27 protein-coding genes and 1 pseudogene are annotated in these 26,253 nt (G+C 71.1%); 21 read left to right on the top strand and 7 right to left on the bottom strand.

Annotated features, from left to right (window positions below):
- Positions 1 to 3: 3 nt before the first annotated feature.
- Positions 4 to 711, bottom strand: a complete 708-nt coding sequence (locus M8542_RS29525; RefSeq protein ID WP_257923536.1) for a FadR/GntR family transcriptional regulator — start codon at positions 709 to 711, stop codon at positions 4 to 6.
- Between the two features lie 159 nt (positions 712 to 870).
- On the opposite strand from M8542_RS29525, the gene M8542_RS29520 reads away from it, so the two are divergent.
- Genes M8542_RS29520 through M8542_RS29500 form a run of 5 tightly spaced genes read left to right on the top strand, consistent with a single transcriptional unit; the run spans position 871 to position 6,425 of the window.
- Positions 871 to 2,169 (top strand): ABC transporter substrate-binding protein, encoded by a 1,299-nt coding sequence (locus M8542_RS29520; RefSeq protein WP_257923535.1) that lies wholly within the window; start codon positions 871 to 873, stop codon positions 2,167 to 2,169.
- A 1-nt stretch (position 2,170) separates the two neighbouring features.
- Positions 2,171 to 3,091, top strand: coding sequence for a carbohydrate ABC transporter permease (locus M8542_RS29515; RefSeq protein WP_257923534.1), 921 nt, complete (start codon positions 2,171 to 2,173; stop codon positions 3,089 to 3,091).
- Positions 3,088 to 3,906 carry a carbohydrate ABC transporter permease gene (locus tag M8542_RS29510; RefSeq protein WP_257923533.1) on the top strand — a complete coding sequence of 273 codons (819 nt, stop codon included), beginning with the start codon at positions 3,088 to 3,090 and terminating at the stop codon, positions 3,904 to 3,906. Before M8542_RS29515 ends, M8542_RS29510 begins: the two co-directional genes overlap by 4 nt.
- 14 nt (positions 3,907 to 3,920) lie before the next feature.
- Positions 3,921 to 5,930, top strand: a complete 2,010-nt coding sequence (locus M8542_RS29505) for an alpha-galactosidase (RefSeq protein ID WP_257923532.1) — start codon at positions 3,921 to 3,923, stop codon at positions 5,928 to 5,930.
- Between the two features lie 60 nt (positions 5,931 to 5,990).
- Positions 5,991 to 6,425: a hypothetical protein gene (locus M8542_RS29500; RefSeq protein WP_257923531.1), complete on the top strand. Its 435-nt coding sequence runs from the start codon at positions 5,991 to 5,993 to the stop codon at positions 6,423 to 6,425.
- Here the strand turns inward: M8542_RS29500 and M8542_RS29495 are convergent.
- Together M8542_RS29495 and M8542_RS29490 are read right to left on the bottom strand one after the other, a co-directional pair.
- Positions 6,422 to 7,420, bottom strand: a complete 999-nt coding sequence (locus tag M8542_RS29495) for a lactonase family protein (protein WP_257923530.1) — start codon at positions 7,418 to 7,420, stop codon at positions 6,422 to 6,424. The two genes, M8542_RS29500 and M8542_RS29495, sit on opposite strands and share 4 nt — an antisense overlap.
- On the bottom strand, positions 7,413 to 8,030 hold the full coding sequence (locus tag M8542_RS29490; RefSeq protein ID WP_257923529.1) for a bifunctional 4-hydroxy-2-oxoglutarate aldolase/2-dehydro-3-deoxy-phosphogluconate aldolase: 618 nt from the start codon (positions 8,028 to 8,030) through the stop codon (positions 7,413 to 7,415). The genes M8542_RS29495 and M8542_RS29490 overlap by 8 nt, the downstream gene beginning before the upstream one ends.
- Before the next feature lie 209 nt (positions 8,031 to 8,239).
- Here M8542_RS29490 and M8542_RS29485 point away from each other — a divergent pair, with 209 nt between their 5' ends.
- The 12 genes and pseudogenes from M8542_RS29485 to M8542_RS29430 all read left to right on the top strand — a co-directional run bounded on the left by M8542_RS29485 (position 8,240) and on the right by M8542_RS29430 (position 20,497).
- Entirely contained in the window at positions 8,240 to 10,198 is a 1,959-nt protein-coding gene (locus tag M8542_RS29485; protein WP_257923528.1) for a DUF8189 domain-containing protein, read from the top strand.
- Positions 10,199 to 10,212: 14 nt separating this feature from the next.
- Positions 10,213 to 10,896 (top strand): SDR family NAD(P)-dependent oxidoreductase, encoded by a 684-nt coding sequence (locus tag M8542_RS29480; RefSeq protein WP_257923527.1) that lies wholly within the window; start codon positions 10,213 to 10,215, stop codon positions 10,894 to 10,896.
- Positions 10,897 to 10,910: 14 nt separating this feature from the next.
- Complete coding sequence (gene dgoD / locus M8542_RS29475; RefSeq protein WP_257923526.1) at positions 10,911 to 12,056, top strand: galactonate dehydratase; 1,146 nt, start codon at positions 10,911 to 10,913, stop codon at positions 12,054 to 12,056.
- Positions 12,050 to 12,922, top strand: coding sequence for a DUF4380 domain-containing protein (locus tag M8542_RS29470; protein ID WP_257923525.1), 873 nt, complete (start codon positions 12,050 to 12,052; stop codon positions 12,920 to 12,922). The genes dgoD and M8542_RS29470 overlap by 7 nt, the downstream gene beginning before the upstream one ends.
- Positions 12,898 to 14,220, top strand: a complete 1,323-nt coding sequence (locus M8542_RS29465) for an N-acetylmuramoyl-L-alanine amidase (RefSeq protein WP_257923524.1) — start codon at positions 12,898 to 12,900, stop codon at positions 14,218 to 14,220. The genes M8542_RS29470 and M8542_RS29465 overlap by 25 nt, the downstream gene beginning before the upstream one ends.
- 22 nt (positions 14,221 to 14,242) lie before the next feature.
- The gene (gene purB, locus M8542_RS29460) at positions 14,243 to 15,670 is read left to right on the top strand and encodes an adenylosuccinate lyase (protein ID WP_257923523.1); all 1,428 of its coding nucleotides are present in this window, start codon (positions 14,243 to 14,245) and stop codon (positions 15,668 to 15,670) included.
- A gap of 115 nt (positions 15,671 to 15,785) precedes the next feature.
- Complete coding sequence (locus M8542_RS29455; protein ID WP_257923522.1) at positions 15,786 to 16,604, top strand: ABC transporter substrate-binding protein; 819 nt, start codon at positions 15,786 to 15,788, stop codon at positions 16,602 to 16,604.
- Positions 16,605 to 16,845: 241 nt separating this feature from the next.
- Positions 16,846 to 17,277, top strand: a pseudogene (locus tag M8542_RS29450) (substrate-binding periplasmic protein); the annotation flags it as partial.
- Positions 17,278 to 17,284: 7 nt separating this feature from the next.
- The gene (locus tag M8542_RS29445; protein WP_257923521.1) at positions 17,285 to 18,064 is read left to right on the top strand and encodes an ABC transporter substrate-binding protein; all 780 of its coding nucleotides are present in this window, start codon (positions 17,285 to 17,287) and stop codon (positions 18,062 to 18,064) included.
- Between the two features lie 6 nt (positions 18,065 to 18,070).
- Positions 18,071 to 18,838 (top strand): amino acid ABC transporter permease, encoded by a 768-nt coding sequence (locus tag M8542_RS29440; protein ID WP_257923520.1) that lies wholly within the window; start codon positions 18,071 to 18,073, stop codon positions 18,836 to 18,838.
- Positions 18,832 to 19,572 carry an amino acid ABC transporter ATP-binding protein gene (locus M8542_RS29435; protein WP_308210300.1) on the top strand — a complete coding sequence of 247 codons (741 nt, stop codon included), beginning with the start codon at positions 18,832 to 18,834 and terminating at the stop codon, positions 19,570 to 19,572. The genes M8542_RS29440 and M8542_RS29435 overlap by 7 nt, the downstream gene beginning before the upstream one ends.
- 43 nt (positions 19,573 to 19,615) lie before the next feature.
- Entirely contained in the window at positions 19,616 to 20,497 is an 882-nt protein-coding gene (locus M8542_RS29430) for an MOSC domain-containing protein (RefSeq protein WP_257923519.1), read from the top strand.
- Here M8542_RS29430 and M8542_RS29425 read toward each other — a convergent pair.
- Complete coding sequence (locus tag M8542_RS29425) at positions 20,380 to 21,186, bottom strand: SAM hydrolase/SAM-dependent halogenase family protein (RefSeq protein WP_257923518.1); 807 nt, start codon at positions 21,184 to 21,186, stop codon at positions 20,380 to 20,382. The two genes, M8542_RS29430 and M8542_RS29425, sit on opposite strands and share 118 nt — an antisense overlap.
- Positions 21,187 to 21,233: 47 nt before the next feature.
- Between M8542_RS29425 and M8542_RS29420 the strand changes: the two genes are divergently transcribed.
- The 3 genes from M8542_RS29420 (at position 21,234) to M8542_RS29410 (ending at position 23,378) form a co-directional block, all read left to right on the top strand.
- Positions 21,234 to 22,223: a phosphoribosylaminoimidazolesuccinocarboxamide synthase gene (locus tag M8542_RS29420; protein ID WP_257923517.1), complete on the top strand. Its 990-nt coding sequence runs from the start codon at positions 21,234 to 21,236 to the stop codon at positions 22,221 to 22,223.
- Positions 22,144 to 22,608 carry an NADPH-dependent FMN reductase gene (locus tag M8542_RS29415; protein WP_257923708.1) on the top strand — a complete coding sequence of 155 codons (465 nt, stop codon included), beginning with the start codon at positions 22,144 to 22,146 and terminating at the stop codon, positions 22,606 to 22,608. Before M8542_RS29420 ends, M8542_RS29415 begins: the two co-directional genes overlap by 80 nt.
- A 74-nt stretch (positions 22,609 to 22,682) precedes the next feature.
- A complete protein-coding gene (locus M8542_RS29410) occupies positions 22,683 to 23,378 on the top strand; it encodes a DUF2334 domain-containing protein (RefSeq protein ID WP_257923516.1) in 696 nt (231 codons plus the stop codon).
- On the opposite strand, the gene M8542_RS29405 is transcribed toward M8542_RS29410, so the two are convergent.
- A complete protein-coding gene (locus M8542_RS29405; RefSeq protein ID WP_257923515.1) occupies positions 23,336 to 24,043 on the bottom strand; it encodes a DUF2306 domain-containing protein in 708 nt (235 codons plus the stop codon). The genes M8542_RS29410 and M8542_RS29405 overlap by 43 nt on opposite strands.
- 40 nt (positions 24,044 to 24,083) lie before the next feature.
- Between M8542_RS29405 and M8542_RS29400 the strand changes: the two genes are divergently transcribed.
- Positions 24,084 to 24,848, top strand: a complete 765-nt coding sequence (locus tag M8542_RS29400; protein WP_257923514.1) for a TetR/AcrR family transcriptional regulator — start codon at positions 24,084 to 24,086, stop codon at positions 24,846 to 24,848.
- On the opposite strand, the gene M8542_RS29395 is transcribed toward M8542_RS29400, so the two are convergent.
- Both M8542_RS29395 and M8542_RS29390 read right to left on the bottom strand, forming a co-directional pair.
- Entirely contained in the window at positions 24,811 to 25,446 is a 636-nt protein-coding gene (locus M8542_RS29395; protein WP_257923513.1) for an MBL fold metallo-hydrolase, read from the bottom strand. The two genes, M8542_RS29400 and M8542_RS29395, sit on opposite strands and share 38 nt — an antisense overlap.
- Positions 25,447 to 25,481: 35 nt before the next feature.
- On the bottom strand, positions 25,482 to 26,252 hold the full coding sequence (locus tag M8542_RS29390; RefSeq protein ID WP_257923512.1) for a tyrosine-protein phosphatase: 771 nt from the start codon (positions 26,250 to 26,252) through the stop codon (positions 25,482 to 25,484).
- Position 26,253: the final 1 nt, after the last annotated feature.

Below are 26,253 nucleotides of genomic sequence, written 5' to 3'. Positions count from 1 at the left end.
GAATTACCCTCGTGCAGGTTTCCGCTGAGCCTTCGCCAGGTCGTCGCGGGACTTCGTGACCAGCGCGAGCATGGCCTGCTCGGCCGCCGCCGGGTCGCCGGCGACGATCGCGTCGAACACCTTGCGGTGGCTCGGCACCGGGTCCTCCGCCGCCGACGCGCCGTGCACCAGCTTGTCGCGCTCGGCCAGCCCGATCGCGATGACGCGTTCCATCCGCATCAGGAAGTTGTTGTGCGTGGCGGCCATCAGCTGCCGGTGGAACGCCAGGTCGGCCTGGACGCTCGCCTCGGCGTCGTCGGCCGCGGCCATGTCGGCCAGCGCCTCCCGCAGCGAGTCGACGTCCTCGTCCGAAGCCCGCTCGGCGGCGATCCGCGCCGCCGCGGGCTCGACGACCGCGCGGACCTCGGTGAGCTCGTCGAGCAGGCCCGGGTCGTCGGCGGCCGCGGTCTGCCAGCGCATGACGTCGGCGTCGAGCATGTTCCACTTCTCGCGCGGCTGGACGAACGTGCCGCGCTTCTGCCGGGCGTCGATCATGCCCTTGGCCGCCAGCACCTTCAGCGCCTCACGCAGCGCGGTCAGGCTGATGTCGAGCTCTTCGCGCAGGGCGGGCAGGTCCAGGACGGTGCCCTCGCCCCACTCGTCGGAGAGGATCCGGCTGGCCAGTGCCTCCACGGTCTGGCCGTGCAACCCGCGTGGCCGGTGTTCGGTCAATGGAGGGCCCTCTCGGCTGGCGGAACTGGCGGAACGTCATCCTACGCTGCCCTCGAAGTCGTCATAAATTATGAATACATCTTGACACCGGCGTCGCCCGGTTGCACTCTTTGGCAGCAGTTACGCCCGTCCGGGCACCCACGACAAAGGGGTCATGACATGACGAGTGCAGGCCTGTCCCGCCGTCGTTTCCTGCGCAACGCGAGCCTGGCCGGCCTCGGCGCCATCGGCTCGGGCAGCTTCCTGGCCGCCTGCGCGACGTCCGCGTCCAGCGGCCCGGTCAAGCAGGCCGCCGGCGCGGTCACCGTCCAGTCGAACCTCTCCTCGCCCGAGGCGAAGAAGGCGATCGAGGCGCTGGCCAAGGCGTTCGGGGACAAGGGCGGCGCGACGGCGACGGTCAACACCGTGGCGTCGGAGACCTTCCGCACCCAGCTGCCCAGCTACCTCACCGCGGCCAACCCGCCGGACACCTACACGTGGTACCCGGGCTCGCTGCTGTCCGGCTACGCGCGCAAGGGCCTGCTGCTCGACGTCGGCGACGTCTGGCAGACCATGGGCGACTACAGCGCCGCCTTCCGCAACCTCTCCGGCGACGGCGCCGGGCACCAGGTCTTCGTCCCGACTTCCTACTACTGGTGGGGCTTCTTCTACCGCAAGTCCAACTTCGCGAAGTGGGGCGTGCGGCCGCCGACGAACTGGAGTGAGTTCCTCGCCCTGTGCGAAACCCTGAAGGGCAAGGGGATCGCGCCGATCGGGCTTGGCGCGGGCGGCAACACGCCGTGGACCGCGTCGGCCTGGTTCGACTACCTGAACATCCGGATCAACGGCGCGCCGTTCCACCGCGAGCTCCTCGCCGGCAAGCAGCGCTTCGACGACCCGCGCGTCAAGAAGATCTTCGACCCGTGGCGCCAGGCCCTGCCGTACTTCGACCCGAACGGCACCGCGATCGCGTTCCAGGACGCGACGACCGTGTTGCTGCAGGGCCGCACCGGCATGGTCCTGACCGGCACGTTCTTCGCCGACGCCGCTCCGAAGGACGCGCTCGACGACCTCGACTTCTTCCAGTTCCCGATCCTCGACCCGGCCGTCCCAGTCGCCGAAGAGGGCCCGACCGACGGCTTCTTCGCCAGCGCGCGCACCCCGCACGTCGCCGAGGTGAAGGAGTGGTTCAAGTACGTCGCGACGGCCGAGGCGCAGGAGCTCTACATCAAGAACTCCTCCGGCACGGTCCTGCCGACCAACCCGAAGGCCAAGGACAACGGCACCCCGCTGGTCCAAAAGGGACGCAAGATGCTCGCGGACGCCAAGGAGATCACGCAGTTCTTCAACCGCGACTCCTCCGACGCACTGCAGCCGACCGCCGACGCGGCGCTGATCCGGTTCATCCAGAAGCCGAACGAGCTCGACTCGATCCTGAGCGACTGGCAGACCGCCGCGCAGAAGGTCTGGCAGTCCTGAGATGGCGGTGCTGACCGCCGAACGGCCGAAGACCGCGGCGCGGGCGCCCAAGCGCCGGCGCCGGGTCTCGCCCGTGCTGCTGGCGTTCGTCCTGGTGCCCCTCGCGGTCGAGGGGTTCTGGGTGTTCTGGCCCGCGCTGCAGGGGTTCTACCTGTCGCTGACGAACTGGGACGGCGTCTCGGCGCCGGAGTTCGTCGGCCTCGGCAACTTCGCCGAGATGTTCTCCGACGACATCTTCGGCACGGCGGCGTTCGACACGGTGCTCTGGCTCGTGCTCTTCGGCGGCCTCTCGGCCGTCGGCGGGCTCGCGCTGGCGACCCTGCTGCAACGCGAGCGCCGCGGGGTGGGCTTCTACCGCGCCGCGCTGTTCACGCCGGTGGTGTTCTCACTGGTCGCGACGTCGCTGATCTGGCAGGTGATCTACCAGCCCGACGGCGTCTTCAACAAGGTGCTCGGCGCGATCGGGCTCGGCAGCTGGCAGCACGCCTGGCTCGCCGACCCGAAGACGGCGCTGTACGCGGTGCTCGTCCCGGCGCTGTGGCGGCAGCTCGGCTACGTGATGGTGCTGTACCTGGCCGGGCTCAAGGGCATCGACCCGGCGCTCTACGAAGCGGCCAAACTGGACGGTGCCACCGCGTGGCAGCAGTTCCGCAACGTCACCTGGCCGCAGCTGCGCAGCGTCAACTCCGTGGTCCTGTCGGTGATCATCATCGACTCGCTGCGGTCGTTCGACGTCGTGTGGTCGATGACCAAGGGCGGCCCGTACCACTCGTCCGAGCTGCTCAGCACGTACATGTACGCGACCGCGTTCCAGTCGCTGCGGCTCGGTTACGCGTCCGCGCTGGCCGTGGTGATCTTCGTGCTGGCGTTCGGCGTGATCGTGACCTACCTCGTGCGCGCGTTCCGGGAGGATGACTCGTGAGGACCCGGACTTTCGGCTTCCACCTGGTCGCGGGCGGGCTCGCGGTGCTGTGGCTGCTGCCGATCCTGCTGGTGCTGACCACGAGCGTCCGGTCCTTTTCGGACATCGCGTCGAACGGGCTGGGCGCGCTGCCGTCGTCGTTCTCGCTCGACGGCTTCGGGCAGGCGTGGGGCGAAGGGGGCGGCGGGCACGCGATGCTGAACAGCCTGCTCGTGACCATCCCGACCGTGTTCCTGGCGCTGCTGCTCAGCTCCGCGGCGGCGTTCGCGCTGAGCCGGTACGAGATCCCGTTCCGCCGCACGATCATCCTCGTGATGCTGGCCGGCAACCTGCTGCCGCCGCAGATCCTGCTCGTGCCGGTGGCGAAGCTGGCCGAGCTGCTGGGCATCTACGACACGCTGACGGCGCTGATCGTCGTGCAGGTCGGGTTCGGGCTCGGCTTCTACACGTTCGTGCTGCAGGGGTTCATGCGCTCGATCCCGGGTGAGATCCAGCAGGCGGCGCTGATTGACGGCGCCGGCGTCGCGCAGATCTTCTGGCGGATCATCCTGCCGATGACCCGCCCGGCGCTGGCCGCGCTCGGCGCGCTCGCGTTCACCTGGACGTTCAACGACCTGCTGTGGTCGATCACCGTGCTGCGCACCGGCACGGTGATGCCGGTGACGCCGGCGCTGCTCGGCCTGCAGGGGCAGTACGTGTCCAACTGGAACGTGATCGCGGCGGGCTCGGTGATCGCCGCGGTGCCGACGGTGGCGGTGTTCCTGCGGTTCCAGAAGCACTTCATCTCGGGCCTGGCGATCGGGGCGATCAAGTGACGTGGACCGTGCCCATGAAGTCCACTTCGTACACCGTGGCGCTGGACCCGTCTTCGCGCTGGGCCGAGCTGGTCGCGTGGGGGCCGCACGGCGTCGAAGACGGGCCGTCGGTGTTCACGAACACCGGTGACGTGCACTTCATCACCGAGGCCGACGCGGCCCCGGTCGAGTACGCGCCGCTGGGGCTGCGCCCGTTCTCCGGCGCGGACGTCGCCGTGCGCGGGGGCTCGTGGTGGCGGTTCGACTCGGCGTCTTCGGAGGACGGTCTGCGACTGACCTTTGTGGACGAGGTCTCGGGGTTGCGCGCGGTGCTCTGCTACCGGCCGGTGCCCGAGACGGACGTGCTCACCCGCTGGGTCGAGTTCACCAACGCGGGCCCGTCGCCCCTGGAGTTCGACCGGCTCGGCTCGGCGGGGGTGTGCGTCCCGACGACGTCGGGCGCGCGGTTGACGTACTTGACCGGCCAGTGGTCGCAGGAGTTCACGCGGCAGTCGGTGTCGTTGCCCGCCGGGGGCTTCCGGATGGAGAGCCGGTTCGGGGTCCCCGGGCACGCGCACGTGCCGTGGCTGGCGGTGCAGGACGCTTCCGGCGGGCCCGCTTACGGCGTCTCGCTGGAATGGCCGGGTTCGTGGTCGATCGAGGCGGACGTCGAGCCGTCGGGGCTGACGCGCGTCCGGGCCGGCCGGCTGCCTTCGCCGGGGCCAGTGCTTCTGGAGCCGGGGGCTTCGCTGGTGACGCCCGCGGTCGCGCTGGCGTCCAGTGTGGACGGACTGGCCGGGCTGGCTTCGGTGTGGCACGACTACGACCGGGTGCTGGCCGGTGCACGCTGGCGGCGTCCGCGTCCGGTGCTCTACAACTCCTGGGAGGCCACGGGCTTCGACGTCCGGAGCACGCACCAGCTGGAGCTGGCGAAGCGGGCGGCGGACATCGGCGTCGAGTTGTTCGTGGTGGACGACGGCTGGTTCACCGGCCGCGACGACGACACCGGCGGCCTCGGCGACTGGACGCCGGCGGAACCGTCGTTCGGCTCGTTCGTCGAGTCGGTGCGGGAGCTGGGCCTGGAGTTCGGGCTGTGGGTCGAGCCGGAGGCGGTGAGCCCGAAGTCGAAGCTCTACGCGGCGCACCCGGACTGGGTGTACCGGATCGACGGGCGCCCGCTCACGTTGATCCGGAACCAGCTGCTGCTGGACCTGGGACTGCCGGCCGTCGTCTCGTTCGTGAAGTCCACTTTGGACTCACTGCTGGCGGCGTACCCGATCTCGTACCTGAAGTGGGACATGAACCGCCCACCGACGGAACGCGGCCGGCCCGGAGCGCCGTTCGCCGACCTGGACGCCGAGCACGTCGCGGGCTACCTGTCGGTGCTGGACCACCTGCGTGAGGCACACCCGCACGTCACGATCGAGGCGTGCGCGGGCGGCGGCGGCCGGACGGACCTGGCGACGGTGGCTCGCGCGGATGTCGTGTGGCCGAGCGACAACACCGGCCCGCTGGACCGCCTCGCGATCCAGGACGGGTTCCTGCTGATGCACGCGCCGCACCTGATGAGCTCGTGGGTGACGGACGCGCCGGGTGTCTTCGATCCACGGCCCCGGTCGTTGCGGTTCCGGTTCGTGACGGCGATGGCGGGGGTGCTGGGGATCGGCGCGGACCTTTCGCGGTGGACTCCTGAACAGCACGCCGAGGCGGCGTCGCTGATCGAGGTGTACAAGTCGATCCGGGACGTGATCCACCACGGCGTGGCCCGGGTGCTGGCCGGCCCGTCGGAGCCGACGGCCGCGACGCAGTACACGTCCGAGGACGGCGACACGGTGGTCGTGCTGGCGTGGAGCACGGGGGCGTTGACGGGTGCGCCGCTGACGCCAGGACGGTCGTCCAGGGTGCGGCTCGACGTGTGCCCGGAGGCGTCCTATGTGGATGCGGCGGGGGCTCGGTACTCGGGGGCGCATCTGAAGCACGCGGGCCTGCCGTTCGACTGGACGGCTGCCCACGACGCGGACGTGATCGTGCTCCGCCGGGCATAGCCGGGACCTTGCCGCCCGCCCGGGATCGCGCTATACGTGGACCACGAGGGGGAGGTTCCGATGGCCGAAGTGGATTGGCACGCCGTTCCCGGGCCGGCCGGCTGGTACGACCCGGACACCGTCGGGCCCGCGTTGCGCGACCTCGCCGCCGCGACGTCGGTGCGCGAAGCGTCGTCGCCCAGCTCGGTGCTCTTCAACTCCGGCGTGCTCCACGAACACAGCGGCACCCTCTACCCGGCGGCGGCGTACGCGGCACCCGCGCTGCTGGACATCGTCGAGCACGGGCACCCGGTCGTCCGGGTCATCGCCGCCGACCTGCTCACCTACGCCATGGAGTTCGGCCCCTCCAGCGACTATCCGCTGGCCGACGGGGTTTCGGTCTGCTGCGCGGTCGCGGCGCACGTCCGGGCGCGTCGGGCCGCGCTCACCCAGTGGCCCGAGCTCCGGCGGGAAGCCGACCGGCACCGGCCGCCGGACAGCTGCCCGGTGACCTAGGGCAGGGACACCGGGAGCACGAACGTCGGCGAGCCCGTCGGGTAGTGCTTCAGGTCCGCCTCGCCCGACGCCGTCAGCGTGAACGCCGTGATCGCGTCCGCCGACTGCGCCGCGACGTAACACGTCCCGTCCACCAGGGCGAAGTGGCGCGGGTTCGCGCCGCAGGACTGGTCGGCGACGGCCAAGGCCTCGTCGAGCGCGAACTCCGTCACGCAGTCCGGGCCGCGGTTCGACACGTACATCCGCGTGTCCGCCAGTTCCAGGTGGGCCACCAGGTTGGGCGTCACCGAAGACAACGTCGACGCGGTCACCGCCACCACGTCGAACGCGCCCGGCGAAGTCTCGCGGACCGTCACCACGGTCCCGGCCAGCTCGCCGACCACGTACGCCAGGTCCGTGCCCGGGCGGCGCACGAGCTGCCTCGGGCCGGTGCCCGCGGGCAGGGACGACACCGCCGGCAGCGAGAGATCACCCGACGCGGACAGCGTGTAGCTGCGGATTTCGTCCGTGCCCAGGTCGACCGCGCTCACGATGCCGGGGCCGGGCACCGCCATGTGGACGTGCGCGGCCTCCTGGCGGTCGGACACCGGACCGTTCCCGTGGTGCTGCGCCAGCGCGGTCCGCGAAAGCAAAGCGCCGTCAGGAGCCAGCGAGAACACCGCCAGGCTGCCGCCGGTGTAGTTGGCGCACAGCAGGAACCGGCCGTCCGGTGTCACCGCCAGGTGGCACGGGTGCGCGCCGCCCGTCTCCAGCGTGCCCAGGACCGAAAGCGAACCCGACGGTGCGATCGACAACGCCGTGACCGCGCCCGAAGCGGTCTCGTTCACCGCGTACAGCACCGGCAACGTCGGGTGCTTCACCAGCCACGAAGGGCACTCCAGCGGCAGCGAAGTCACTTCCGTCAACGAACCGGAAGCCGACCGCGAGAACGTCGTGATCCCCGTGCCGTTCCCGGCGTCGCCGGTGTAGCACCCGACGAAGACCAGCTCAGCCATGCGCGCTCCTCAACAGCGTCTCGACCCGGGCGGAGATTTCCGCGGTGGTGCCGCGGGTCAGCGCCGAGCCGACCCCGCACGCCACCGCGCCCGCCGCCAGCCAGCCTGGCACGTCCGCCGGCCCGATGCCGCCGGTGGGCACCAACGGCGCCTGCGGCAGCGCCGCCCGCACGTCCTTCACCCAGGACGGACCGAGCGCGGACGCGGGGAAAACCTTGACCGCGTCCGCACCTTCTTCGAGCGCGCGCACGATTTCGGTGACCGACCCCGCGCCGGGGAAGGCAGCGGCGCCGTACCGGTGAGCGGTACGGATGACGGCGGCGCCCACCGACGGCGACACGAGGAACCGCGCGCCCGCCCGGATCGCGAGCACCGCGGAAGCCTCGTCGAGCACGGTGCCGGCGCCGATGGTCGCGTCCGGGTAGGCCGCGGCGAGCCCGGAGATGGCGTCGAGCGCGCCCGGGTTCGTCAGCGGCAGTTCGATCGAGCGCAACCCGGCCTCGAGCGCGGCACGCGCGGCGGACACCGCCGACTCCGCGTCGTGGGTGCGCACGATCCCGACGACGCCCTGGCGCAGGGCGTTCGCGGTGATCTCCCAGCGATAGCTCATCGGCCGAGCATACCCCGTGAAATCTTAATTTAGGATTTATTCTTGACGGCAGCCGAGACGCCCCGGCATGCTGCTCCCCGGCTCGCTCGACGCTGTTTCACTGGAGAAGGGTGTCCGGCAACATGCTCCTGAAGAGATCCCTAGCGGTCGTAGCAGCGGCAGCCGCCGCGCTGACCGCCGTAGCGATCCCGGCTCAAGCAACCCCGGCCGTGGACCAAGGCGCTCCCGACTACTACGACAGCGGGGTCGCGAAGACCCCGTACATGGGCTGGAACACCTACTACGGCCTCGGCGCGCCGAGTGAGGCGTCGGTGAAGTCCGTCGCGGACTTCCTCGTCTCCAGCGGCTTGCGCGACGCCGGCTACCGCTACGTCTGGATCGACGGCGGCTGGACCGCCCCCGATCCCCGCGACGCGCAGGGCAACCTCCACGAGGACAGCGCGAAGTTCCCGAGTGGACTGTCCACTTTGGTCAACTACCTGCACGGCAAGGGCCTGAAGGCCGGCATCTACACCGACGCGGGCGCCTCCGACGGCAAGAACTGCGCGGCCGGCTCCGGCGGCTACTACGAGCAGGACACCAAGCGGTTCGCGAGCTGGAAGTTCGACGCCGTCAAGGTCGACTTCCTCTGCGGCATCGCCCAGAACCTCAAGCCCGCCGAGGCGTTCACGCAGTTCAGCAAGGCTCTGGCGAAGGCCGGGCGCCCGATGGTCCTCAACGTCTGCAACCCCGTCACCGACGAGTGGGGCACCCCGCACGGCCCGGACCAGGTCGCCGGCATCGCCTACAGCTACGGCCCGCTCGTCGCCGACTCGTGGCGCACCAGCACCGACATCGCGTTCGGCACGCCGTACGAGGGCATCTGGAAGGACGTCCTGCGCAACATGGACGCCAACGCCGCGCACCCCGAGGCGAACGGGCCGGGCCACTACAACGACCCCGACTACCTCATCCCGATGCGCAAGACCGAGCAGGGCACCTACGAGCTGAACGAGGAGGAGTCGACCACCCAGTTCGTCATGTGGGCGGAGATGGCCTCCCCGCTGATCCTCGGCTCCGACCCGCGCACGCTCCCGGCGTCGATGCTCAAGACGCTGAAGAACCCGGAAATCGTGGGCGTCAACCAGGACCGGCTCGGCACCCAGGGCGTCCGCGTCGCCACCAACGGCAGCACCGACACCTACAGCAAGGTCCTCGACCGGGACGGCGACCGCGCGGTCGTGCTGCTCAACCGCGGCGAGACGGCGACGCAGATGACGCTGAACTTCGCCGACGCCGGGCTCAAGGGCCGAGTGTCCATTCGCGACCTCCGCGCCCGCGCCGACCGCGGCAGCGCGAGCGGTTCGTACACGGTCACGGTTCCCGCGCACGGCACGGCGTTCCTGCGCCTGCACGGCACCGACCTCGTCCCGGGTGACGACCTCGGCGGGACGGCGTCCGCCAGCCCGGCGATCGTCCGCGCCGGCGGCAAGACGGTGACGTTCGTCCGCGACCGCGCCGGAAACCTGCAGCAGACCGGCCTCGACGGGCCGCGTCAGGTCGGCGGCAAGTTCCTCGGCCAGCCCGCCGCGGTCGCCACCGCGCGCGGCGTCGACGTCTACGTCCGCGGCCTCGACAACGCGCTCTACCAGCGCAGTTACGCCAAGCGCTGGGGTGACTGGAAGCGGCTCGGCGGCACGCTGACCGACTCACCGTCCGTCACCGCCGACGGCACGGTCTTCGTCCGCGGCAGTGACGGCCAGGTCTGGCAGCGGACCAGTGCCGGTCAGTGGTCCGGTCTCGGCGCGCCCGGCGGCCAGCCGATCTACGGCCGGCCCGGCGCGGCGACGTCGACCAGCGGCACGGTCGTCGCGGTCCGCACCGCCGACGACAGCGTCTGGGCCCGCACGAAGACCGGCGACACCTGGTCGGACTGGACCGGCATCGGCGGCACGGTCAGCAGCAGCCCGACGCTCGTCGCGGTCGGTGCGAAGGTCGCGCTCACCGCGTCCGCGAGCGACTACTCGCTGTGGGCCAACGACTGGTCCGGCTCGTGGGCCGGCTGGTTCAAACGGCCGGAGTACCCGAGCGGGAGCATCGTGGGAACCCTGGGCGCGGCATCCGACGGCGCGTCGCTGTGGTTCGCCGCCCGCGGGCCGGACGACCATGTCCACGTAGCCAAGTTCTAGGAACGGGAGAGGCGATGTCCACGCGTACCGCGGTGGTGACCGGAGCGGCGTCCGGGATCGGGCTGGCGACGGCCCGCAAGCTGCTCGAAGACGGCTATCGCGTGCTGGGCGTGGACATCGCCGAACTCCCCGACGGCGTCGTCCCGATCCGGGGCAGCGTCACCGACGAAGCGACCTGGGCGGACATCGGCGAGGTGGACGCCCTGGTCAGCAACGCCTACGTGCCGAGCACCGGGCCGCTGCACGAGATCGGCCGCGCCGAGTGGGAACGCCAGCTCGACGTCAACCTGACCGGCACCTACCTCGCCCTGAAGGCCTGCCTGCCGTCGCTGCGGAAAAAGGGCGGCGCGGTCGTGCTGGTCTCCTCGGTGCACGCGCACTTCGGGCTGCCGGGGCACCCCGCGTACGCCGCGAGCAAGGGCGCGCTGGTCGCGCTGGCCCGGCAGCTCGCCGTGGAATACGCGCCCGAGGTGCGGGTCAACTCCGTGCTGCCGGGGCCGGTGCGCACCGAGGCCTGGAACCGCATCTCGGCGGAAGACCGCGAGCGCAGCGCCCAGGCGACGCCGGTGGGCCGGCTCGGCGACCCGGCCGAGGTGGCGAACGTGATCGCGTTCCTGCTCTCGGCCGCCGCGTCGTTCGTCACCGGGGCCGAGCTGACCGTCGACGGCGGCTGGTCCGCCGCCAAGGATTCCGCGTAGATGGGGGACAACGGGTGAAGATCACCGGAGTTGAAACGTTTCTGGTCGCGCCGCGCTGGCTGTTCCTCAAGGTCAGCACGGACGAGGGTGTCAGCGGCTGGGGCGAGCCCGTGGTCGAGGGCCGCGCGGAGACCGTGCGCGCGGCCGTGCACGAGCTGGCCGAGCTGCTGATCGGCCAGGACCCGCTGCGCATCGAGGACCACTGGCAGGTGCTGCGCCGCGGCGGCTTCTACCGCGGCGGCCCGGTGCTCTCGAGCGCGCTGGCCGGGTTCGACCACGCGCTGTGGGACATCGCCGGCAAGGTGCGCGACGCGCCGGTGCACGAGCTGCTCGGCGGCCCGGTCCGCGACCGCGTCCGCGTCTACAGCTGGGTCGGCGGCGACCGCCCGGCCGGCATCCGCGAAGCCGTGTCCGCGCAGGTCGAGGCCGGGTTCACCGCGGTGAAGATGAACGTCGCCGGCCCGCTGACCGCGATCGCGTCGCCGGCGGAGGCCGACGCCGCGGTGGCGCGCGCGTGGGAGGCGCGGGAGGTCCTCGGCCCGCACCGCGACCTCGCGATCGACTTCCACGGCCGCGTCTCGCCCGCGATGGCGCGGCGGCTGGTGAAGCTGCTCGAAGACGTCCAGCCGATGTTCGTCGAGGAACCGGTGCTGCCGGAGACGCAGGGCGACGCGCTGCGCAAGGTCGTCGAGGCGTCCACCGTGCCGATCGCGGTCGGTGAGCGGCTCTACTCGCGTTGGGAGTTCAAGCCGGTGCTCGACGCCGGAGTCGCGGTGGTCCAGCCCGACCCGTCGCACGCCGGTGGCATCTCCGAGCTGCGGCGGATCGGCGCGCTGGCCGAGATGTACGGCGCCGCGCTGGCGCCGCACTGCCCGCTCGGGCCGATCTCGCTGGCCGCGTCGATGCAGGTCGCGTTCGCGACGCCGAACTTCCTGATCCAGGAACAGAGCGTCGGCATGCACTACCACGAGGGCCAGGAGCACCAGTACCTCGTGGACCCGTCGGTGTTCGCGTTCCGGGACGGCTACGCGGCCCGGCCGCTCGGCCCCGGGCTCGGCATCGAGGTCGACGAAGCAGCCGTCCGCCGGGCCGACGAGGTCGGGCACGCCTGGCGGTCGCCGGTGTGGCGCCACGACGACGGCGGGCTCGCCGAATGGTGATCTGGCTCGACCGCGGCGACCTGCGCCTCGGCCTGGTCCCGGAGCTGGGCGGCCGGCTCCTCTCGGTGCGCCATCGCGGCGTCGAGCTGTTGTGGCGCAACGAAAACCTGCTCGGCGACGACCTGCGCGGCGAGTACGCGCCGAACTCGGGCCGGATGGGCGACTGGGTCAACTACGGCGGCGACAAGACGTGGCCCGCGCCGCAGGGCTGGTCCGGCCCGGACGAGTGGGCGGGCCCGCCGGACCCCGTCCTCGACTCCGGCCCGTACGCCGCGGTGGTCGACGGCCACACGGTCACCATGACCAGCGCGCCGGACCCGCGCACCGGCCTGCGCTTCACCCGCGCGATCACGATCCTCGACGACGGCTACGAGCTGCGGCTGCGCGCCGAAAACACGTCCGGGCGCCGGATCCGCTGGGCCCTGTGGAACGTGACGCAGCTGCCGGGCGGCCGCTCGGTCACGGCCGGGCTCCGCCGGCCCGGCGTCGTCGCGCTGGTGGCCGGGACCGGCACGCCGGAGTACATAGTGGACGGTGAACGGCTGGTCGTCCCGGCGCAGGACGTCGTCGGCAAGCTGGGCGTGCCGGGCACGGCAGGCTGGGTGTCGTACGGCGCGCTGACGTTGAGCTTCGCCGTCGACCCGGCAGGCGAATATCCGGATCAGGGCTCACCACTGGAGATCTGGCTGGAGCACCCGCTCCCGGAGCCGTTGGCGGAACTGGGAAATCTGGATCCGCCGGCGCGGATCGTCGAGCTGGAGGTCCTCGGCCCGCTGACCACCCTGGAACCCGGGGAAGGCACCGAGTTGTCGATTCGTGCCGAAGTCCGGGAAGATGACGTGTGCCCTTCACCGTCCGAAGCCTGACCGCCGCGGTGTTCGCGCTGGCCGTCACCGCCGCCCTCCCCGTCACGGCCCACGCGCAGGAAGCGCCGGAATGCCCGGCGAACCTCGACTGCCGGTTCGTGCCCGCCGCCTACGACTGGGCGAGCGAGGACCACGCGAACGCCAACGACTACGGCAACTACGACCCGGCGAACCGGCCCGCCGACGGCCAGCGGATCCAGTACATCGTCATCCACGACACCGAAAGCGTGCCGGGCAGCGGCGCGAGCCCGTACGACCAGGCCATCGCCACCTTCCGGAAGCCGGCGAGCGGCTCGAGCGCGCACTACGTGATCCGCTCGTCCGACGGCCAGGTCACGCAGATGGTGCCGACGAAGGACGTCGCCTGGCACGCGGGCAACTGGACGATGAACGAGCACTCGATCGGCATCGAGCACGAAGGCATCGCCGCCGAGGGCGGCACCTGGTACACCGAGCAGATGTACCAGGCCTCGGCGAACCTGGTGAAGTACCTGGCGGCGAAGTACGACATCCCGCTGGACCGCGAGCACATCCTCGGCCACGAGGACATCTCCCGCGAGCGCACGGCGAACTTCTCGGCCGCGCACTGGGACCCGGGCCCGTACTGGGACTGGAACCACTACCTGGACCTGCTCGGCGCGCCGGGCAAGGCGACCGGCGACCAGGCCGTCACGATCCACCCGGACTACGCGACCAACCAGCCCCCGATGACCACGTGCTCCGGCAGCACCTGCACGCCACTGCCCGCGCACGGCGCGAACTTCGTCCACCTGCACACGGCGCCGGACGCGGCGGCACCGCTGATCACCGATCCCGTGGTGCACCCGGACGGCTCGGCCGGCACGACCGCGATCGACGACTGGAGCGACAAGGCGGTCGCGGGCCGCACCTACGCGCTCGCCGGGGAGCAGGGTGACTGGACGGCGATCTGGTACGGCGGCCAGAAGGCGTGGTTCTCGAACCCGGGGCACAGCATGACCTTGCCCGCGCAGGCCCGGCGGGTGACCGCGGCCACTTCGGTGCCGCTGTACGGGCGGGCGTTCCCCGAACAGTCCGAGTACCCGGCGGACATCCCGTTCGACCCGATCTGGACGGTCGGCGCGATCCCGTGGACGCTGCCCGCGGGCCAGAGCTACGTCGTCACCGGCGAATTCCGCGCGGAGAACTACTACGCGCGCTTCGACCCGGCGGACGTCCCGGCCAACCACACGCTGGTCACGGGCGGGACCAGGTACCTCCAGCTCTCCTACAACCACCGGCTGGTCTACGTGAAGGCGTCCGACGTGCGACCCTGCTGACCTGCGCAGGTATCGTGAGGGCGTGACGGACAAGCCCCGCATTCCGAACGTGCTCGCCGCCCGCTACGCCTCGCCGGAGCTGGTCTCGCTCTGGTCGCCGGAGCAGAAGGTCGTCCTGGAGCGTCAGCTCTGGATCGCCGTCCTCAAGGCGCAGAAGGACCTCGGCGTCGAGGTGCCCGATGGCGTCGTCGAGGCGTACGAGCGGGTGCTCGACACCGTCGACCTGGAGTCGATCGCCGCCCGGGAGCGCGTCACGCGGCACGACGTCAAGGCGCGGATCGAGGAGTTCAGCGAGCTCGCCGGCCAGGAGCACATCCACAAGGGCATGACCTCGCGCGACCTCACCGAGAACGTCGATCAGCTCCAGCTGCTCCGCTCGCTGGAGCTGATGCAGACGCGCGTCGCCGCCGTGCTGGCGCGGTTGGCCGCCCTCGCCGTCGAGCACGCCGACACCGTCATGGCCGGGCGCTCGCACAACGTCGCCGCGCAGGCCACCACGCTGGGCAAGCGGTTCGCCACGGCGGCCGACGAGCTGCTCGTCGCCTTCGAGCGGCTCGAGAACCTCGTCGAGCGCTACCCGCTGCGTGGCATCAAGGGCCCGGTCGGCACCGCGCAGGACATGCTCGACCTGCTCGGTGACGAGTCCACTTTGGACCAGCTCGAAGACCGCGTCATGCAGCACCTCGGGTTCAACCGGCGGTTCGTCAGCGTCGGCCAGGTGTACCCGCGCTCGCTCGACTTCGACGTGCTGTCCACTGTGGTCCAGCTCGCCGCCGCCCCGTCGAGCCTGGCCAAGACGATCCGGCTGATGGCCGGCCACGAGCTGGTCACCGAGGGCTTCAAGCCCGGCCAGGTGGGTTCGTCCGCCATGCCGCACAAGATGAACACCCGCTCGTGCGAGCGCGTCAACGGCCTCGCCGTCGTGCTCCGCGGCTACCTGTCGATGATCGGCGAGCTGGCCGGCGACCAGTGGAACGAAGGCGACGTCTCCGACTCGGTCGTCCGCCGCGTGGCGCTGCCGGACGCGTTCTTCGCGCTCGACGGCCTGCTGGAGACGTTCCTCACGGTGCTCACCGAGTTCGGCGCCTTCCCGGCGGTGATCGAGCGTGAGCTGGATCGCTACCTGCCGTTCCTCACCACGACGAAGGTGCTCATGGCGTCGGTCCGCGCGGGCGTCGGACGTGAGACGGCCCACGAAGCCATCAAGGAAAACGCCGTCGCCGTCGCCCTCGAAATGCGCGAAGGCCGCGCCGAGAACGACCTCCTCGACCGGTTCGCCGCCGACGAGCGCATCCCGCTCGACCGCGGTGAGCTGGACAAACTCCTCGCCGACCGGATCTCGTTCACCGGCACGGCCGGGCGTCAGGTGGCTCAGGTGGCCGAGCGCGTCTCGCAGGTCCTCGAGCGCTTCCCCGACGCTTCGGGCTACGCGCCGCAGCCCATCCTGTGAGCTGACGCACCCGTCCACGGACTGGAACGAATCCACCCGAACGGGCGAAATCCCTAATCTCGATCGCTGACCCCGCGAGCGCTGTCCGGCGCTCATCATCACCATGGAAGAAGCGATGAGATCCCCGCTGTCCAAGATCGCCGCCGCCCTCACCGCGGGCGCGTTGACGTTGACCCTGACCGCCTGCGGTGGTTCCGACGCGGGGTCGACCACCCTGCGCGTCGGGACCCTGAGCGACGCGCCGCCGTCGATCTACCTGGAGAACGGCCGGTTCACCGGCTACGACAACGAACTGCTGCGTGACATCGCGAAGCGGGAAGGCTTCGAGGTCGAGTTCGTCGGCACCGAGTTCTCCAGCCTGCTGGCCGGCGTCGCGACCGGCAAGTTCGACATCGGCAGCTCGACGATCTCGAGCACCGAGGCACGCAAGAAGACGGTCGCCTTCTCCAACGGCTACAACACCGGCTTCACCACGGTCGTGACGGCGAAGGGCGCGAACCTCAAGGACGTCGCGACGCTGCCGGGCAAGCGGCTCGGCGTGGTGCAGGGCTCGGTGCAGGACGAGTTCGCCGGCAAGGTCTCCGGCGCCCATGTCGTCCGCTTCCCGGACTACAACGCGGGTTTCGCGCAGCTGAAGAACGGCACGCTGGACGGCTGGGTCGTCCCGCAGGACATCGGGCAGAAGTACCTGGACCAGAACCCGGGCGTGCCGCTGGAGCTGGGGTACACGGCCGAGGACAAGGACACGCCGTCGGCGTTCGCCGTCGCCAAGAAGAACACCGACCTGCTGAACAAGCTCAACGACGGCCTGGCGAAGGCCGTCGCGGACGGCACGGTCGCCCGGATCTACGGCCAGTTCTACAAGAACACGCCGCTGTCGAAGGAACTCCGGCAGGGCGGGCCCGGCCTGCTCGTGAAGAACGTGGGTGTGTGACGTGCGGAAGCTGATCGTCACGAACTCGGGCAAGCCGGGCCCGCGGCGACTCGGCAACCACTCCGCCGTGGCGAAAATCCGTTCTCGAGGACCGCGGACAGCCCGGCTTCGGCAACGGGAGCGACTCCGGCCGCCGCAGCCTCGGGTCCGCCCACGCGAGCGGTCATGCGAATCCGGCGGTGCTCTTCTCGGTGGTCCCGCGATCGTCGGCACCGTGGACAAGCGAGGGGTGCGGGCCATCAGCTTGAGCATCCAGGCCAAGCAGGGCACGCCGGTCACCGATGAGAAGGGCCTGGCCGGCAAGCGCGTCGCCGTCATCCAGGCGACCGTCGGCGACCACTGGCTGACCAGCACGGTGCCCACCGCCCAGGCCATGCGCTTCCCGGACTACGCCGCCGCGCTGACCGCGCTGAAGACCGGCGCGGTCGACGCGTACATCCTCGACCAGAGCATCGCGGAGAAGAACGTCACCGACAACCCGGACGCCAAGCTGGTCGTCGTGAAGAGCTTCGTCACGGATGTGCCGCACGGCTTCGCGGTGAAGAAGGGCAACTCCGCGCTGCTCGGCAAGATCGACACCGGTCTCAAGCAGGTGATCTCCGACGGGACCTGGCTTAAGCTGCACCAGCAGTTCCTGCCGACCGCTCCGGTGCCGGCCGGGTTCCAGGGTTAGGAGAAGCATGAAGAAGACACTGGTCACGGCGCTCACCGCGACCCTGTTGATGGCGCTCACCGCCTGCGGCGGTGGCTCGGACAGCGGCAGCGACACCCTGCGCGTCGGCACGCTCAGCGACTCGAAGCCGAACGCCTACCAGGAGAACGGCAACTACACCGGCTTCGACAACGAGCTGCTGAAGGCCATCGCGGCCAAGGAAGGGCTCAAGCTGGAGTTCGCCGCGACGGAGTTCTCGGCGCTGCTCGGCCAGGTCGCGAACGGCACGTTCGACATCGGCAGCTCGGCGATCTCGCAGACCGACGCCCGCAAGAAGACCGTCGACTTCTCCGCGCCGTACAACTACCAGTCCCTCGGCATCGAAGCCAAGGAGACGGCCGGCATCACCGATGAGAACTCCCTGGCGGGCAAGCGGATCGGCGTCGTGCAGGGCACGGTGTCGGACACCTGGCTCGGCTCGAACGCGCCGACCGCGCAGGCCGTCCGCTTCCCGAACGACGCGGCCACGCTCAACGCCCTCAAGACCGGCGCGATCGACGGCGCGGTGTTCGACCAGGCCACCGCCGAGGACTACGCGAAGAACAACGCGGACGCCAAGCTCAAGGTGACCAAGGCGATCACCACGACCATCCCGCACGGGTTCGCCTTCAAGAAGGGCAACAACGAGCTGATCGGCAAGATCAACGACGGCCTCAAGAAGGTCATCGCGGACGGCACCTGGGTGAAGGTGCACGACCAGTTCGAGCCCACCGCGCCCGTGCCGGCGGAGTTCAAGGCGGGGCAGTAGTCCACAATGGACGACTTCATCAACACTTTTCTCGACTGGGAGTACATCTCCCAGGTCCTGCCTGACCTGCTGAAGACCGGCCTGCTGAACACGCTGGTCCTGTCGGTGTCCTCGGCGCTGATCGGCACCGTGGTCGGCATGCTGCTGGCCGTCATGGGCCTGTCGACCAAGTGGTGGCTGCGCTGGCCGGCGCGGATCTACACCGACGTCTTCCGCGGGCTGCCGGCCATCCTGACGATCCTGCTGATCGGTCAGGGGCTCGGCACGCTCGCGCGGGACGTCGTCGGCACGAACCCGTACCCGATGGGCATCCTGGCGCTGTCCCTGATCGCCGCCGCCTACATCGGCGAGATCTTCCGGTCCGGCATCCAGAGTGTCGACAAAGGACAGCTGGAGGCCAGCCGCGCGCTCGGGATGAGCTACACCAGGTCGATGGTGCTGGTGATCATCCCGCAGGGTGTGCGGCGGGTGCTGCCCGCGCTGGTGAACCAGTTCATCGCGCTGGTCAAGGACTCCAGCCTCGTCTACGTGCTCGGGCTGCTGTCCGGGCAGCGCGAGCTGTTCCGGATCGGCCAGGACCTCGCGGCCAACACCGGAAACCTGTCGCCGCTGGTCGCCGCCGGGGTGTTCTTCCTGGTCATCACCGTGCCGCTGACGCACCTGGTCAACTACATCGACAAGAAGCTCCGGACCGGGCGCAAGGTGCGGGTCGACGACCCGGACGACGGCGACCCGGTGGAGCTCGGCGCCGGCGGGAGGGTCAGCACGTGGTGACGGCGGTGCGAACGTCCAGTGTGGAGCTGCGCGACATCCACGTCAGCTTCGGCACGCTCGAAGTCCTGCGCGGCGTGGACCTGCGCGTGGAGAGCGGCAAGACGACCTGCGTCATCGGGCCGTCCGGCTCCGGCAAGTCGACGCTGCTGCGGTGCGTGAACCGCCTGCAGGAGCCGGACTCCGGCGACCTGCTGCTCGACGGCGAGTCCGTGATCAAGTCCGACCCGGACGCCCTGCGCCAGCGCGTCGGCATGGTCTTCCAGCACTTCAACCTCTTCGGCCACCGCAGCGTGCTCGACAACATCGTGCTGCCGCTGCGCAGCGTGAAGAAGCTGGGCAAGGAGGAGGCGGCGGAGATCGCCCGCGCGCGCCTGGCGGAGGTCGGGCTCGCGGACAAGGCGCCGTACCGGCCGAGCGCGTTGTCCGGCGGTCAGCAGCAGCGCGTCGCGATCGCGCGGGCGCTGGCGATGGAGCCCGAGGTGATGCTGTTCGACGAGGCCACCAGCGCGCTCGACCCCGAGCTGGTCAAGGGGGTGCTGAACCTCATGGCGGGACTCGCGTCGCGGGGCTTGACGCTGATCGTCGTCACGCACGAGATGGGCTTCGCCCGCAGCGTCGCCGACGAGGTGGCGTTCATGGACGCGGGGAAGATCGTCGAGCAGGGACCGCCGGCGCAGGTCTTCGACTCCCCGCAGAGCCCCCGCCTGCAGCGATTCCTGTCACAGGTCCTGTGAAAACGGTAGGGAGCTTCGCCGTGCCCGCGGGTAGCCTGCGGGCATGGCGAGGATCGCGCAGCTGACGTACTACCCGGTCAAGGGCTGTGCCGGCACTTCGGTGCCGGTCGCCGAGGTCGGCCCGGCCGGGCTGGCGCACGACCGCGTCTTCCAGGTCGTGGCGCCCGACGGCGACTTCCGCAGCCAGCGCCGCTACCCGGTGCTGGCGTCCGTCCGGCCGCGGGTGCTGGGCGGGAAGCTGAAGCTGTCCGCGGCCGGTTTCGACGACCTCGAGCTCGACATCCGGCGCGAGGGCCCGCGGCACCCGGGGTCGACGTTTTCCTGGCAGGGCACCGGAGTCCACCAGGGCGCCGAAGCCGCGGAGTGGTTCTCCGAGCTGCTCGGCCTGCCCTCGGTGCTGATCGGGGTCGCGCCGGACCACGAGCGCGTCACCAGCGGGGAGACGCCGGGCACCGCCGCGTTCGCCGACGGGCACGCGCTGCTCGTCGCCGGTGAGTCCTCTTTGGATGGACTGAACGAGCGGATCCTCGAACGCGGCGCCGAACCGGTGCCGATGGACCGCTTCCGTGCCAACGTGATCATCTCGGGCTGGGCCGAGCCGCACACCGAGGACGAGGTCCGCGCGATGACCGCGGGCACCGCGGAGTTCGGCTACGCCAAGCAATGCGTGCGCTGCACGGTCCCGATGGTCGACCAGGAGACCGGCAAGAAGGCCGGCCCCGAACCGATCCGCAGCCTCGCGACCTACCGCCGGCATCCGGACGGCGGCGTCACTTTCGGTATGAAAGCTGCGGTCGTGCGGCCGGGTCAGGTCGCGGTCGGCGACGAGGTGATCGTGCACTCCTGGGCCGGCCCGAGCCCGAGCACGGCGGCCGCGGAACCACCGTTGACGGCGACCGCGAGCCGGCCGGCCGAATCGGTGTAGAGCACGCTCGCGCCGGCGGGCACGTCGGCGAACGTCCGGCCGATCACGGTGCTCACCGCGACCCGCTCGCTGTGCACCAGCACCGCGCCGGCCAGCCCCGACAGCTCGAGGTCCGACGGCGTCGCCGCCAGCTGGACGTTGCCGAAGTGGTCGACCGTCAGCACCTCCGACACCAGCTTCCCGGGGAACGCCGCCACGAACGGCTCCGGCAGCTCGACGAGGTCGGCGACCGGGTCGCCGAAGTCGGCGGGCGCGACGCCCAGGGCCAGGTGCGCGGCGGCCGGCGCGAAGACGTCCCGGCCGTGGAAGGTCGACGACGTGACCGGCAGCCGCAGCGCCGGCTCGGCCAGCTCGTACGCGGCGCGGACGCCGCCGAGCGCGTGCGCGGCCGGCAGCAGGACGCCGTTGTCCGGCCCGACCAGCAGCCCGCCCCCGGCGACCACGACCACCCCGAGCCGGGCCGTGCCGACGCCGGGGTCGACGACGGCGACGTGCACCGACTCCGGCAGGAAGGGCGCGGTCTGGGCGAGCGCCATGGCACCGTGCCGGATGTCCTGGGGCGGCACCTCGTGCGTCACGTCGATCACCCGCACGGCGGGCGCGAGCCGCGCGATCACGCCGTGGCAGGCCGCCACGAAGCCGTCGCGCAGGCCGTAGTCGGTGGTCACCGAGATCCAGTCGTACGCCATGCCAGCATCATCCATGGTGGCGGAGGGTGCCCGTTAGGGTTCAGCCCGTGACACCCCTCCCCACCCTCGCGACCGGCAAGGTCCGCGACCTCTACGCCGCGGGCGACGACCACCTGCTGGTCGTCGCGTCCGACCGCATCTCCGCCTTCGAGCGCGTGTTCCCCACCGTCGTCCCGGACAAGGGCCGGGTGCTCACGGCGATGAGCGTGTTCTGGTTCCGCGAGCTCGCCGACGTCCTCCCGAACCATTTCGTGGCCTGTGACGGCCCCCTGATCCCGGAGGCGTTCCGCGGCCGGGCGCTGCTCGTCGAGCGCCTCCGGATGCTGCCGGTGGAGGCCGTCGTCCGTGGCCACCTGGCCGGTCGCGGGTACGCCGAATACCGCAAGTCCGGATCGGTGTGCGGAGTCCCGCTGCCGGCGGGCCTGGCCGAGTGGGAGCGCCTGCCCGAGCCGATCTTCACGCCGTCCACCAAGGCGCGGCCGGGTGAGATCGACGAGCACCTCGACTTCGACACGTTCGTGTCGGTCCTCGGCCGGCCGCTCGCGGAGCAGGTTCGCGAGGCTTCGCTGGAGCTCTACCGCCGGGGCGCCGCACACGCCGCCGGCCAGGGCTTGGTGCTGGCCGACACCAAGTTCGAGTTCGGCACCCGCGCGAACGGCGACCTCGTGCTCGCCGACGAGCTGCTGACGCCGGATTCGGCGCGTTACTGGCCGGCCGGCGGGCACCGGCCGGGCCGGCCGTCCTTCGACAAGCAGCACGTTCGTGACTGGCTGGTCGGCCCGTCGTCGGGCTGGGACTGCGTCTCCGAGCTGCCGCCCTTGCCGGCCGACGTGGTGCGCGCCACGCGCGAGCGGTACCTCGAGGCGTACCGCCGCATCACCGGCCTTTCCCTGGCAGACTGGCCGCGTGATCCTGCTGATCTGCGGCAGCCTGCGAGCAGGCTCGGGCAACGCGGCGGTGCTGGGGACGGTCGCGACCCTCGCCTCGAGCACGACTTACACCGGCCTCGGCGACCTGCCGCACTTCAACCCGGATGACGACCGCGACCCGCTGCACCCGGCGGTCGCCGCCCTGCGCGCGGCGATCAAGGCCGCCGACGCCGTCCTGATCTGCACCCCGGAGTACGCGGGCGGCCTGCCCGGCTCGTTCAAGAACCTGCTCGACTGGACGGTCGGCGGCGGCGAGATCTACGGCAAGCCGGTGGCGTGGATCAACGCGTCGTCGGTGGCGGCGCCGACCGGCGGCCGCGACGCGCACGACTCGCTGCGCAAGGTGCTGACGTACGCGGGCGCGAAGATCGTCGACGAGGCCTGCGCGCGGATCCCGGTCTCACGCGCCGACGTCGCCGACGGTCAGGTCGCCGATCCCGACCTGCGGGGCCGGATCGCGGTGGCGGTGCAGCGCCTGCGGGAAGGCGTCTGAGCCTTCCGGCAACGGACGCCCGCCCGTTCTGCGCAGTTCACGGGCCGGTCAGACGCGTGCGTCCCAATGGTGGCGTGGACGCTCGCTTGCTGGTTTCGCTGTCGGGAATCACCCCGCGCACGCTGCACCGGTGCGCCGACCTCGCGGCCGAGCTGGACCGCCGCAAAGTGCCGCTTTCGGTGCTCTACGCCGCTCGTACCGGCGAAGGCCCGGTGACGGAGTGGGTGCGCACCCGCGCCCGCCGCGGTGATTCGGTGCTGCTGCACGGCTACGACCACTCCGTCACGCCCACGCACCGCACGGTGTACCTGGGCAAGAAGGCGGAGTTCGCGACGCTGCCCGCGCACGAGGCGCGGCTTCGGCTGATCGCCGCGAAGGCCGCTCTCGACAACGCCGGGCTGACTGTCGACGGCTTCGCGCCGCCGCGCTGGATCGCGTCGCAGGGCACGCTGCAGGCGCTGGCCGAGCACGGCTTCCGGCTCTGCGCGGACCTCGGCGCGGTGCGTGACCTGGTCACCGGCGAGGTGCGTCGCGCCCGCGTGAACGAGTTCACCAGCCAGTCGCAGCGGACCGAGACCGTCCGCTGCTTCGCACTGGTGCTGGCGTCGGCGCGCGCGGCCCGCCGGGGCGGGCTGGTCCGGCTGGGGGCGGATGCCACGGACCTCACCCGCCCCGGCCTCCGCCAGGCCCTGCTCGACGCCGTCGACGTCGCGCTGGAGAACCGCGCTTACGGCGCCACGTACGGCTCGCTGCGCGCGGTCGCGGCCTGAACCTTCCGGGGTTTGCGCCGCCGTTCCAGCACCCAGTCGGCGAGCAGGAGCAGCAGCAGCGGGCTGAGCCAGACGCCGATGCTCGCGGCGCTGTAGCGCAGGAGTTCTTCGCTGCCGCGGAAAGTCGTGTCCAGCTCGGGCATGAGCACGATCGTCGTGATCACGTTGACGACCCGGCTCAGCACGATCGACATCGCGAGCGCGAAACTGCGGGACATCCACCGGCGGTGTTCGCCGAACCGGCGCTTGCGGGCCAGCCACAGGCCGGTCACCGTGACGGCGAGCCACAGGGCCGAGCCCACGAGGTTGGCCACCCGCACCGACGGGCCCGCCGCGGTGTGCCAGCCGATGTACAGCCCGAGCAGGCCGGCCGGCAGCGCCCCGGCGAAGACGTAGATCCGCCCGGTGATCCGGTGCCCGCGCGGGTGGCGGGCGCGGAAGGCGGGCCAGATCTGGAAGCACGCCGTCACCATCGCGACGGTGCCGAACAGGACGTGCCCGACGAGCAGCGGGTAGTAGACGGCGTTGCCTTCGGGCGGTCTCAGACGGGATTGGGCCGGGTCGAACGTCAGGTACGGCGGGACGGAGAAGGCCAGGAACGCCACGACCACCATCAGCAGCGGGACGATCCACGGACGGCGCCAGAACGAAACGGTGTATGACATACGCCTGAGTGTACGACATAAACGGTTTTAGGATGGGCGTATGCCGACGCAAGACAGCAAGGGCGCCGACGTGCGCCGCAGCCTCACGCTGCTGTGGGAGGGGAGCTCGCGGGGCCGGCGGGGGCCGCGGGCGCAGCTCAACGTCGCGCGGATCGCCGACGCCGCCGTCCGGATCGCGGACGCGGACGGCCTGGAGGCGCTGTCGATGCAGCGGATCGCCGCCGAGCTCGGCTACTCGACGATGGCGATCTACAAGCACATCCCGAGCAAGGACCTGCTGCTGGAGGTGGCGGCCGACGTCGGCGCCGGGCAGCCGCCGGAGCTCGACGGCGACTTCCGGCGGGCGGTCCGCCAGTGGGCGGGCGCGCTGTGGGACGGTTTCCGGGCCCGGCCGTGGATCCTGCGCGTCCCGCTGGACCACGCGCCGGTCGGCCCCCACCAGCTCGCCTGGCTCGACCGCCTGCTGCGGCCGCTGCTGGCGGCCGGCCTGGCAGGCGGCGAAGCACGCGCGGCGGCGTTGCACCTGACCGCGGTCGTGCGCGGCACGGCGCAGATCAGCTTGGACCTGGCCGGCCGCCAGGACGACGCCGAGCTGGCGCGGGCGCTGGACGGGATGCTCGATCCGGCGCGCTACCCCGCGCTGACGGCGTTGCACGCGGCCGAAGCCGCGGGCGAGTCCGGGTACGAGCGCGCCGCCGAAGACGCGCTCCCCGCCGAACTCGGCTTCGGCGTCGACCGCTTCCTGGACGGCGTCGAAGCGTGGGTGGCTAGAACTTCGCCGGTTCGGCCCGATCGAGCACCTTGACCTCGGTGCCTTCGGGCGCGAGGTTCCCGAACAGGCCGTAGTGCAGCGCGGGGTTGGCGAGCACGGCTTCGTGGATCGGCACGGCAACCCGCGGCGCGACGGCCCGCAGGTAGTCGACGGCCTCGCCGGCCTTGAGCCACGGCGCGCCGGTGGGCAGGCCGAGCACGTCGATCCGCTGCTCCGGCACGAAGAACGAGTCGCCGGGGTGGAAGAAGGCGCCGTCGTCGAAGACGTACCCGATGTTGGGGATCACGGGAATGTCGGCGTGGATGACGGCGTGCTCCCCGCCGACGGCCTTGACGGAGGTGTCCCCGACGGCGAAGGCGTCCCCGACGTTGGCGACGTCGAAGGGCAGCCCCAGCTTCTCGACCTCGGGCGCCGACCCGGGGTCGACGATCAGCTTGGCGTCCGGGTTGGCCTCGAGGACCTTGGGCAGCCGCTCGACGTCCAGGTGGTCGAAGTGCTGGTGCGTGACGAGCACGGCGGAAAGCTCCCGCTCGCCCTCGAAGCCGGTGGAGAAGGCGCCGGGATCGATCAGGATCCGCTCGGAGCCGGTCTCGAGCAACAGGCAGGCGTGTCCGAAATGGACGATACGCATCGGTGTTTCTCCTTCACGCGTGGTCGTTTTCCAGCCTAGTCCTGGTCGGTCAGCCGGTGCCGGATGTCGTCGAGGTCGCCGCGGGCGACCCCCGCGTCGAGGAGGTACCGCTCGACGTCGAAACCGTCGAGCGTGTCCCGGATGGCGGCCGCGGTCGTCGTGCCCCGCGCGGCGAGGACCGCCTCGATGGCCGGCCCTTGGTCTTCGGCGCCCATCGCGGCGAAGAGCGGTTTCACGGCCTCGGCGGACAGGTCGTAGTCCGCGGCGATGGCGTCGGGGCCGACGCCGGCCAGCGCCAGCAGCAGGAGCGCGACGAGACCGGTCCGATCGCGCCCGGCACCGCAGTGGAAGAGGACGCCCCCGGGCGCGGCCCGGGCGACCGTTTCGACGACGGCGGCGCAGCGTCGCGCCTTCCGTTCGAGGAAGACGCGGTAGTAGAGCGGGGTGCCGTTCAGCCGCTCGCGGTTGACGTACCGCCAGAACTCGAGGTCGTCGATGTCGTCGAGGGGAACCTCGACGCGGTCAATGCCCGCCGGGGTGGCCGGGGCGCTCGCGACGGCGAACCGCGCGGAGCCCGCCAGCGCCGTCGGGCCGTCCGCCGCCGGCCGGATTTCGTCGGGGTTGCGCAGGTCGATGACGGTCCGGACGCCGGCCTCCCGCGCCTGTGCCCAGCCCGTGCCGGTCACGAACCGCAGGTCACCGGCCCTGAAGAACGCGCCGCGGCGCGTCGTGCGGCCCGAGCGCGTCGGCAGGCCACCGAGGTCCCTGGTGTTGTAGAAGCCTTCCCAGGCCACCGTTCTGTCCATC

The sequence above is a fragment of the Amycolatopsis iheyensis genome (assembly GCF_024703995.1).
Taxonomy (GTDB): domain Bacteria; phylum Actinomycetota; class Actinomycetes; order Mycobacteriales; family Pseudonocardiaceae; genus Amycolatopsis; species Amycolatopsis iheyensis.
Note: the sequence above shows the minus strand (reverse complement) of the source record. Positions and strands in the feature narration are given on the sequence as shown.

What these genes read in the sequence shown, in the direction of transcription:
- M8542_RS29520 (WP_257923535.1), top strand. Translation starts at nt 871, where the DNA reads ATGACGAGTGCAGGCCTGTCCCGCCGTCGTTTCCTGCGCAACGCGAGC.
- M8542_RS29515 (WP_257923534.1), top strand. Translation starts at nt 2,171, where the DNA reads ATGGCGGTGCTGACCGCCGAACGGCCGAAGACCGCGGCGCGGGCGCCC.
- M8542_RS29505 (WP_257923532.1), top strand. Translation starts at nt 3,921, where the DNA reads ATGAAGTCCACTTCGTACACCGTGGCGCTGGACCCGTCTTCGCGCTGG.
- M8542_RS29500 (WP_257923531.1), top strand. Translation starts at nt 5,991, where the DNA reads ATGGCCGAAGTGGATTGGCACGCCGTTCCCGGGCCGGCCGGCTGGTAC.
- M8542_RS29495 (WP_257923530.1), bottom strand. Translation starts at nt 7,420, where the DNA reads ATGGCTGAGCTGGTCTTCGTCGGGTGCTACACCGGCGACGCCGGGAAC.
- M8542_RS29490 (WP_257923529.1), bottom strand. Translation starts at nt 8,030, where the DNA reads ATGAGCTATCGCTGGGAGATCACCGCGAACGCCCTGCGCCAGGGCGTC.
- M8542_RS29480 (WP_257923527.1), top strand. Translation starts at nt 10,213, where the DNA reads ATGTCCACGCGTACCGCGGTGGTGACCGGAGCGGCGTCCGGGATCGGG.
- M8542_RS29470 (WP_257923525.1), top strand. Translation starts at nt 12,050, where the DNA reads ATGGTGATCTGGCTCGACCGCGGCGACCTGCGCCTCGGCCTGGTCCCG.
- M8542_RS29455 (WP_257923522.1), top strand. Translation starts at nt 15,786, where the DNA reads ATGAGATCCCCGCTGTCCAAGATCGCCGCCGCCCTCACCGCGGGCGCG.
- M8542_RS29445 (WP_257923521.1), top strand. Translation starts at nt 17,285, where the DNA reads ATGAAGAAGACACTGGTCACGGCGCTCACCGCGACCCTGTTGATGGCG.
- M8542_RS29440 (WP_257923520.1), top strand. Translation starts at nt 18,071, where the DNA reads ATGGACGACTTCATCAACACTTTTCTCGACTGGGAGTACATCTCCCAG.
- M8542_RS29430 (WP_257923519.1), top strand. Translation starts at nt 19,616, where the DNA reads ATGGCGAGGATCGCGCAGCTGACGTACTACCCGGTCAAGGGCTGTGCC.
- M8542_RS29425 (WP_257923518.1), bottom strand. Translation starts at nt 21,186, where the DNA reads ATGGCGTACGACTGGATCTCGGTGACCACCGACTACGGCCTGCGCGAC.
- M8542_RS29405 (WP_257923515.1), bottom strand. Translation starts at nt 24,043, where the DNA reads ATGTCATACACCGTTTCGTTCTGGCGCCGTCCGTGGATCGTCCCGCTG.
- M8542_RS29400 (WP_257923514.1), top strand. Translation starts at nt 24,084, where the DNA reads ATGCCGACGCAAGACAGCAAGGGCGCCGACGTGCGCCGCAGCCTCACG.
- M8542_RS29395 (WP_257923513.1), bottom strand. Translation starts at nt 25,446, where the DNA reads ATGCGTATCGTCCATTTCGGACACGCCTGCCTGTTGCTCGAGACCGGC.
- M8542_RS29390 (WP_257923512.1), bottom strand. Translation starts at nt 26,252, where the DNA reads ATGGACAGAACGGTGGCCTGGGAAGGCTTCTACAACACCAGGGACCTC.